Annotated in this window: 8 protein-coding genes; all 8 read left to right on the top strand. The window is 67.2% G+C overall.

Annotation, left to right across the window (positions count from 1 at the left end; all coding sequences use genetic code 11):
- Positions 1-5: 5 nt before the first annotated feature.
- The 8 genes from DFR69_RS33695 (at position 6) to murA (ending at position 7944) form a co-directional block, all read left to right on the top strand.
- Entirely contained in the window at positions 6-818 is an 813-nt protein-coding gene (locus DFR69_RS33695; RefSeq protein ID WP_110041743.1) for a F0F1 ATP synthase subunit delta, read from the top strand.
- A gap of 56 nt (positions 819-874) precedes the next feature.
- A complete protein-coding gene (gene atpA / locus DFR69_RS33700) occupies positions 875-2515 on the top strand; it encodes a F0F1 ATP synthase subunit alpha (RefSeq protein ID WP_110041744.1) in 1641 nt (546 codons plus the stop codon).
- A gap of 62 nt (positions 2516-2577) precedes the next feature.
- A complete protein-coding gene (locus tag DFR69_RS33705) occupies positions 2578-3549 on the top strand; it encodes a F0F1 ATP synthase subunit gamma (RefSeq protein WP_110041745.1) in 972 nt (323 codons plus the stop codon).
- Between the two features lie 24 nt (positions 3550-3573).
- A complete protein-coding gene (gene atpD, locus DFR69_RS33710) occupies positions 3574-5022 on the top strand; it encodes a F0F1 ATP synthase subunit beta (protein ID WP_110041746.1) in 1449 nt (482 codons plus the stop codon).
- Positions 5023-5028: 6 nt separating this feature from the next.
- Positions 5029-5406 (top strand): F0F1 ATP synthase subunit epsilon, encoded by a 378-nt coding sequence (locus tag DFR69_RS33715; protein WP_110041747.1) that lies wholly within the window; start codon positions 5029-5031, stop codon positions 5404-5406.
- 174 nt (positions 5407-5580) lie between these two features.
- Positions 5581-6009 (top strand): DUF2550 domain-containing protein, encoded by a 429-nt coding sequence (locus DFR69_RS33720; protein ID WP_186817507.1) that lies wholly within the window; start codon positions 5581-5583, stop codon positions 6007-6009.
- Positions 6006-6584 carry a cob(I)yrinic acid a,c-diamide adenosyltransferase gene (locus DFR69_RS33725; RefSeq protein WP_110041749.1) on the top strand — a complete coding sequence of 193 codons (579 nt, stop codon included), beginning with the start codon at positions 6006-6008 and terminating at the stop codon, positions 6582-6584. The genes DFR69_RS33720 and DFR69_RS33725 overlap by 4 nt, the downstream gene beginning before the upstream one ends.
- A gap of 79 nt (positions 6585-6663) precedes the next feature.
- A complete protein-coding gene (gene murA, locus DFR69_RS33730; RefSeq protein ID WP_110041750.1) occupies positions 6664-7944 on the top strand; it encodes a UDP-N-acetylglucosamine 1-carboxyvinyltransferase in 1281 nt (426 codons plus the stop codon).
- Positions 7945-8237 lie beyond the last annotated feature (293 nt).

Below are 8237 nucleotides of genomic sequence, written 5' to 3' on the forward strand. Positions count from 1 at the left end.
GAAGCATGTACGCAGCGAGCCGCGAGGCCAGCTCCCGGTCTCGCGAGGCGCTTCGGGCCGCTCTGACCGGAAGCGAAACTGTTGCGGCCACAACGGGATCGGAACTGTTCGCCGTTGTCGCCGTGCTGGACGACCAGCGTTCGCTGCGTGTGGCGCTCGCGGACGTGTCGGTGCCGGGTTCGGCGCGCGCTGAACTCAGTGAGCGGATCTTCGGCGGCAAGGTCAGCGCTGCCACGCAGGCAGTGCTGACCACCGCGGTGGCCCAGAACTGGTCGCGCACCCGCGATCTGGTCGACACCTTGGTGCTGCTCGGGCAGGAGGCTCTGCTGGAGTCCGCCGCCGACGGTGGCCGGCTGGAAGCGGTGGAGGACGAGCTGTTCCGGCTCGGCCGCATCATCGCCGACAACCCGCAGCTGGAGCAGGCACTGTCCGATCAGGGCAAGCCCGCCTCGGCGCGGCGCGAGCTGATCGTGCGGCTGCTGAACGGCAAGGCCGAGCCGATCACCATCACGCTGGCCGAGCAGGCGGTGACCCGACTGCGGACCAACAACATCGGCGTCGCCTTCGGCGCCCTGTCCGATCTGGCGGCGGCCCGTCGTGACCAGATCGTCGCCCACGTGCACGCCGCGGCCGAGCTGAGTGGCCCGCAGAAGGAGAAGCTCGCCGCTTCCCTGCAGCGGATCTACGGCAAGGCGGTCACCGTGCACGTGCAGGTCGACCCGACGCTGCTGAGCGGCGTCGTCGTGCGCGTCGGAGACGACGTCATCGACGGCAGCGCCACCGGCCGACTGGAGAAGCTGCGCCGGGCACTGTCCTAGCCAGCAGCTCAACTCCAACCCCCGACATTCGAGACCACAGCGAGAGCAGGAACAACATGGCGGAGCTGACGATCTCCTCCGACGAGATCCGTAGCGCGATCGAGAGCTACACCCAGAGCTACACCCCGGAAACCTCCATCGAAGAAGTCGGCCTCGTGACCGACACCGGCGACGGCATCGCGCACGTCAGCGGTCTGCCTTCGGCGATGGCCAACGAGCTGCTCGAGTTCCCGGGCGGCGTCCTCGGCGTCGCGCTGAACCTCGAGGACACCGAGATCGGTGCCGTCATCCTCGGCGAGTACGCCTCGCTGGAAGAGGGCCAGCAGGTCCGCCGCACCGGCGACGTGCTGTCGGTTCCCGTCGGTGACAAGTTCCTCGGTCGCGTCGTCAACCCGCTCGGCCAGGCCATCGACGGCCTGGGCGAGATCGAAGCCGACGACCGCCGCGTGCTCGAGCTGCAGGCCGCGACCGTGCTGGAGCGCCAGCCGGTCGAGGAGCCGCTGGCCACCGGTATCACCGCGATCGACGCGCTGACCGCCATCGGCCGCGGCCAGCGTCAGCTGATCATCGGCGACCGCAAGACCGGCAAGACCGCCGTCGCCGTCGACGCGATCCTGAACCAGAAGGCGAACTGGGAGTCGGGCGACCCCAGCAAGCAGGTTCGCTGCATCTACGTCGCGATCGGCCAGAAGGGCTCCACCATCGCGGGCGTCAAGACCGCGCTCGAGGAGCACGGCGCGATGGAGTACACCACCATCGTCGCGGCCCCCGCGTCCGACTCCGCCGGCTTCAAGTGGCTGGCCCCCTACACCGGTTCGGCCATCGGCCAGCACTGGATGTACCAGGGCAAGCACGTCCTGATCGTGTTCGACGACCTGACCAAGCAGGCCGAGGCCTACCGCGCCATCTCGCTGCTGCTGCGTCGTCCGCCGGGCCGCGAGGCCTACCCCGGTGACGTCTTCTACCTGCACTCCCGCCTGCTGGAGCGTTGCGCGAAGCTGTCCGACGAGATGGGCGGCGGCTCGATGACCGGTCTGCCGATCATCGAGACCAAGGCCAACGACGTCTCGGCGTTCATCCCGACCAACGTCATCTCCATCACCGACGGCCAGGTCTTCCTCGAGTCCGACCTGTTCAACAAGGGCGTCCGCCCGGCGATCAACGTCGGTACCTCGGTCTCCCGTGTCGGTGGCGCCGCCCAGACCAAGGCCATGAAGAAGGTCGCCGGTTCGCTGCGTCTGGAAATGGCGCAGTACCGCGAGCTGGAGGCGTTCTCCGCCTTCGCCTCCGACCTGGACGCCGCGTCGCTGGCCCAGCTCGAGCGTGGTGCCCGCTGGGTGGAGCTGCTCAAGCAGAACCAGTACTCCCCGGTCGCCGTCGAGGATCAGGTCGTCTCGATCTACCTGGTCGACGCCGGCTACTACGACTCGGTGCCGGTCGGCGACGTGCGTCGCTTCACCGCCGAGCTGCTGGAGCACCTGCACAGCGCGACCCAGTCGTCCTTCGACGCGCTCGAGGGTGGCCGCAAGCCGCTCGACGGCGAGGCCGCCGACGCGATCAAGTCGGAGACCGACAAGTTCAAGGAAGGCTTCCTGGCCTCCGACGGCAGCCGCGTCGTGAACGAGGCCGCCGCAGGCGATCTGGACCACGAAGAGGTCGAGTCGCTGTCGGTCACCCGCAAGCACGTCGACAAGTAAGCCGGGTCAGAACTGATGTCGGCAATTACCGATCTGGCGAATGAAGGGAGTGTGAACCGCTAGTGGCAAGTTTGCGTGAATTGCGCTCCCGCATTCGTGGTGTGAATTCGATCAAGAAGATCACCAAGGCTCAGGAACTGATCGCGACCTCGCGAATTTCCAAGGCCCAGGCCAGGGTCGCCGCGGCCAAGCCGTACGCCGAGGAGATCACCAAGGTCCTCGGCGAGCTGGCGAGCGCCTCGAAGAACCTGTCGCACCCGCTGCTGACCGAGCGTCCCAACGCTCGTCGGGCCGCGGTCCTGGTGATCACCAGTGACAGCGGTATGTGCGGTGGCTACAACTCGAACGTGCTCAAGCGCGCCGAGGAGCTCATGACCACCCTGCGTGGCGAGGGCAAGGAGCCGGTGCTGTACGTGATGGGCAACAAGGGCCTCACGTACTACAAGTTCCGCAACCGCCCCTTCCAGGCGTCGTGGACCGGCTTCTCGCAGCAGCCGAAGTACACCGATGCGTCGGCCGCGTGCGGCCACCTGGTCGAGGCCTTCATGGCCGGCTCCGACAGCGAGGTCGCCTCGCTGGACGGGTCGGGAAGCATGGCGGGCGTCGACGAGCTGCACATCGTGTACACCAAGTTCGTCTCGATGCTGACCCAGACTCCGGAGGTGCGCCGCCTGGCGCCGATCCAGGTCAGCTACGTCGACGAGAACTTCGCGCTCGGCGACGACATGCTGTCGGACTCGCCGGACGCGGTGGTGACGGCGCAGTACGAGTTCGAGCCCGACGCGGATGTTCTGCTGGGCGCTCTGCTGCCCAAGTACATCAACACGCGTATCTACGCATCGTTGCTCGAGGCAGCGGCATCCGAGTCCGCGGCTCGGCGCACCGCAATGAAGGCGGCGACCGACAACGCCAACGAGCTGGCCAGTGTGCTCCAGCGCGAGGCGAACTCGGTGCGTCAGGCCCAGATCACGCAGGAAATCAGCGAAATCGTCGGCGGCGTGAACGCGCTGGCGTCGAGCTCGGACCGCGACTAGAAGCGCAGGAAGAGAACCAATCTAATGACCGCAGCTGTCACTCAGGACAACGCGAGCAAGGCAGGCGCAGCCGCCGGCCGCGTCGTCCGTGTCATCGGCCCCGTCGTGGACGTCGAGTTCCCGCGTGGCGCCATCCCCGAGCTGTTCAACGCTCTCAACGCCGACATCAAGCTGGCGTCGGTGGCCAAGACCCTGACCCTCGAGGTCGCCCAGCACCTCGGTGACAACATCGTGCGCACCATCTCGATGCAGCCCACCGACGGTCTGGTCCGTGGCGCCACCGTCACCGACTCAGGCAAGCCGATCTCGGTGCCCGTCGGCGACATCGTCAAGGGTCACGTCTTCAACGCCCTCGGCGACTGCCTCGACTCGCCCGGCCTCGGCCGCGACGGCGAGCAGTGGGGCATCCACCGCAAGCCCCCGAGCTTCGACCAGCTCGAGGGCAAGACCGAGATGCTGGAGACCGGCGTCAAGGTCATCGACCTGCTGACCCCGTACGTCAAGGGCGGCAAGATCGGTCTGTTCGGTGGTGCCGGTGTCGGCAAGACCGTTCTGATCCAGGAGATGATCACCCGTATCGCTCGCGAGTTCTCCGGCACCTCGGTGTTCGCGGGCGTCGGTGAGCGTACCCGTGAGGGCACCGACCTCCACCTGGAAATGGAAGAGATGGGCGTCCTCCAGGACACCGCCCTCGTCTTCGGCCAGATGGACGAGCCGCCGGGCACGCGTATGCGCGTGGCCCTGTCCGCGCTGACCATGGCGGAGTACTTCCGCGATGTCCAGCACCAGGACGTGCTGCTCTTCATCGACAACATCTTCCGTTTCACCCAGGCCGGTTCCGAGGTCTCGACCCTGCTGGGTCGTATGCCCTCGGCCGTGGGTTACCAGCCGACGCTGGCGGACGAGATGGGTGAGCTCCAGGAGCGCATCACCTCGACCCGTGGTCGCTCGATCACCTCGCTGCAGGCGATCTACGTCCCCGCCGACGACTACACCGACCCGGCGCCGGCGACCACCTTCGCCCACCTGGACGCGACGACCGAGCTCTCCCGCCCGATCTCGCAGAAGGGCATCTACCCGGCCGTCGACCCGCTGACCTCGACCTCTCGTATCCTCGAGGCCTCGATCGTCGGCGAGCGTCACTTCCGCGTGGCCAACGAGGTGAAGCGGATCCTGCAGAAGTACAAGGAGCTGCAGGACATCATCGCCATCCTCGGTATGGACGAGCTCTCCGAAGAGGACAAGGTCCTCGTCGGCCGCGCCCGTCGCCTGGAGAAGTTCCTCGGCCAGAACTTCATCGTGGCCGAGAAGTTCACCGGTCAGCCGGGCTCGGTCGTGCCGCTGGAGCAGACCATCGACGACTTCGATCGCGTCTGCAAGGGCGAGTTCGACCACTTCCCGGAGCAGGCGTTCAACTCCTGCGGTGGACTCGACGACGTCGAGGCCGCTGCGAAGAAGATCGCCGGGAAGTAGTCCACCATGGCGGAGATGACAGTTGATCTCGTAGCAGTCGAGCGCAAGCTCTGGTCCGGCCAGGCGACGTTCGTCAGCGCGCAGACCACCGAGGGTCAGATCGGCATCATGGCAGGTCACGAGCCGCTGCTCGGTCAGCTCGTCGAGGGCGGCACGGTGTCGATCGTGTCGACCGACGGCGAGCGGATCGTCGCGGCGGTGCACGGCGGTTTCTTCTCGGTGACCGCCGATACCGTCCGGGTGCTGGCCGAGTCCGCGGATCTCGCGGCCGAGGTCGATGTCGACGCGGCCCGTAAGGTGCTGGCCGACGCGGGTGCTTCCGAGGTGGAGCAGCGCGTGGCGCAGGGTCAGGTGCGTGCGGTCGAGGCGAACGCCACGGCCTGATCCCGGAACGAGACCGATCACTGTCGGCGACGAACTCGAGTTCGTCGCCGACAGTGGCGTTTTCACCGGGTTTTCCGGTCCCCGCGCGATCGCCCACACCGCGCGTGATTGAATGACGTCGAAGGTGTCTTCGACACCGGTGGAACGAAAGGGCGTACGGCATTGCAGACCGGGATGGTTCTCCTGATCATTCTGGTGCTGACGCTCGTGTTCGTAGCCGGAGCATCCACCTACCGGCTGGTGATGCTGCGCCGGGGCGGCACGGCCGCGCTGCTACGGGTACTGCCCGCGCGGGGTGGCCACGGCTGGCGGCACGGTCTCATCCGCTACGACGAGGATCGCCTCGTCTTCTTCAAGTTGACCAGCCTCAAGCTCGGCCCCGATTCCACCGTGCACCGGCAGGGCCTCGAGATCGTCGAACGGCGCGCGCCACAGGGCGACGAGTTCGACATCATGAGCGAGGACATCGTGGTGGTAGCCGTCACCGATCCGCACAACAGCTTCGAGTTGGCACTCGACCGCGGATCGATGGCGGCTTTTCTGTCCTGGATGGAGTCGCGTCCGTCCGACCGCGCCCGCCGCACGCGAGGAGGCCAGCCGTGAGTGTGCACCTGACCAGGATCTACACCCGCACCGGTGACGACGGCACCACGGGCCTGAGCGACTTCTCGCGGGTGCCCAAGACCGACGCCCGCCTGGTCGCCTACGCCGACTGCGACGAGGCCAATGCGGCGCTCGGCGTCGCGGTCGCGCTCGGCGCGCCGGAGCCCGCGGTGCTCGCGGTGCTGCGTCAGGTGCAGAACGACCTGTTCGACGCGGGCGCCGACCTGTCCACTCCCGTGGTGGCGGAACCGAAGTACCCGCCGCTGCGCGTCACCCAGCCCTATATCGACCGGCTGGAGAAGTGGTGTGACGAGTTCAACGACGGTCTGGCGCCGCTGAATTCCTTCATCCTGCCGGGCGGCACGCCGATTGCCGCACTGTTGCACACGGCACGGACGGTGGTCCGCCGCGCCGAGCGTTCGGCCTGGGCGGCGGTCGAGGTCTACCCCGACGACACCAGTGTGCTGCCGGCCAAATACCTCAATCGGCTCTCGGACCTGCTGTTCATCCTGAGCCGCGCGACCAATCCCGAGGGCGACGTGCTGTGGCAGCCGGGCGGCGGAGCCGAGCGCTGAAAGCGACTCGACCGCCCCAGGATCGGTCGGTTTGGCGTCGGGGGGCGTGTCGCCGGGCAACGGTCGATAAGCTGGCGGGGTGAGCGAACGGTTTCTGGTCTCCGGCGGTAATCAGCTCGTCGGCGAGGTCGCGGTCGGCGGCGCGAAGAACAGCGTGCTGAAGCTGATGGCCGCCGCTTTGCTGGCCGAGGGCACGACCACCATCACCAACTGCCCGGACATCCTCGATGTCCCGCTGATGGCCGAGGTGCTGCGTGGCCTCGGCTGCGACGTGACGATCTCCGACGATGCCACCGGCGACCGCTCGGTCGTCACGATCGTCACCCCGCCCGAGCCGAAGTACCACGCGGATTTCCCCGCGGTCACCCAGTTCCGCGCCTCGGTGTGTGTGCTCGGTCCGCTGATGGCCCGGTGCAAGCGCGCGGTCGTCGCCCTGCCCGGCGGTGACGCGATCGGTTCGCGTCCCCTGGACATGCATCAGCAGGGTCTGCGGTTGCTCGGGGCGACCAGCGAGATCGAGCACGGCTGCGTAGTCGCCCGTGCCGACGAGCTGCAGGGCGCGCGCATCCGCCTCGACTTCCCGTCCGTCGGCGCGACCGAGAACATCCTGATGGCCGCGGTCCTGGCCGAGGGGGAGACGGTCATCGACAACGCGGCGCGCGAGCCCGACATCGTCGACCTGTGCACCATGCTCACGCAGATGGGTGCGCGGATCGAGGGTGCCGGTTCCTCGGTGCTCACCGTGCAGGGTGTCAAGCGGCTCTCGCCGACCACCCATCAGGTGATCGGCGACCGGATCGTCGCCGCCACCTGGGGCATCGCCGCCGCGATGACCACCGGCGACGTGCGCGTCACCGGCATCAACCCCAAGCACCTGGCGCTCGTGCTGGACAAGCTGCGGGCCGCGGGAGCACGAATCTCGTACGAGCCCAACGGTTTCCGCGTCGTCCAGCCGGAGCGTCCGCGCGCGGTGAACTTCGCGACGCTGCCGTTCCCGGGCTTCCCGACCGACCTGCAGCCGATGGCGATCGGCCTGGCCGCCATCGCCGACGGCACCTCGATGATCACCGAGAACGTCTTCGAGGCGCGGTTCCGCTTCGTGGAGGAGATGATCCGGCTCGGCGCCGACGCCCGCACCGACGGTCACCACGCCGTGGTCCGTGGAATCCCGCGCCTGTCCAGCGCGCCGGTCTGGTCCTCCGACATCCGCGCGGGCGCCGGCCTGGTGCTGGCGGGTCTGGTCGCCGACGGCGTCACCGAGGTGCACGACGTGTTCCACATCGACCGCGGCTACCCGCGCTTCGTCGAGCAGCTGCAGGCGCTCGGTGGACAGGTCGAACGCGTCGATTCGCCGAAATAGCCTGTCTGACCAGGCGATTTGACTTCGTGTTCGTGGCTGCGTAACTTATTTCGAGTCAGAGCGACACGGACACAGTCCGCCGAGCGCCTGACGGATCACCTGGTCAGCTTCCCTCGCCGAACTTGCTTCGGTTGGGTTGTCTGCGCTAGGTTGGAACAGTTGCCTTGCCGAAGCCCCGATGAAATGTTGCGGGTAGAGGCTTGTGCGTGTGTTCTTTGAGAACTCAATAGTGTGTCGATGAATGTCAGTGCCAATATTTTTATTGGTTCCGCTTCTCATACCCCCCGGTTGAG

It is taken from the genome of Nocardia neocaledoniensis (assembly GCF_003182135.1).
GTDB lineage: Bacteria > Actinomycetota > Actinomycetes > Mycobacteriales > Mycobacteriaceae > Nocardia > Nocardia neocaledoniensis.

Bases quoted from the DNA above. Each gene is read 5' to 3' on its own strand.
- DFR69_RS33695 (WP_110041743.1), top strand. From the start codon at position 6: ATGTACGCAGCGAGCCGCGAGGCCAGCTCCCGGTCTCGCGAGGCGCTT.
- atpA (WP_110041744.1), top strand. From the start codon at position 875: ATGGCGGAGCTGACGATCTCCTCCGACGAGATCCGTAGCGCGATCGAG.
- atpD (WP_110041746.1), top strand. From the start codon at position 3,574: ATGACCGCAGCTGTCACTCAGGACAACGCGAGCAAGGCAGGCGCAGCC.
- DFR69_RS33715 (WP_110041747.1), top strand. From the start codon at position 5,029: ATGGCGGAGATGACAGTTGATCTCGTAGCAGTCGAGCGCAAGCTCTGG.
- DFR69_RS33720 (WP_186817507.1), top strand. From the start codon at position 5,581: ATGGTTCTCCTGATCATTCTGGTGCTGACGCTCGTGTTCGTAGCCGGA.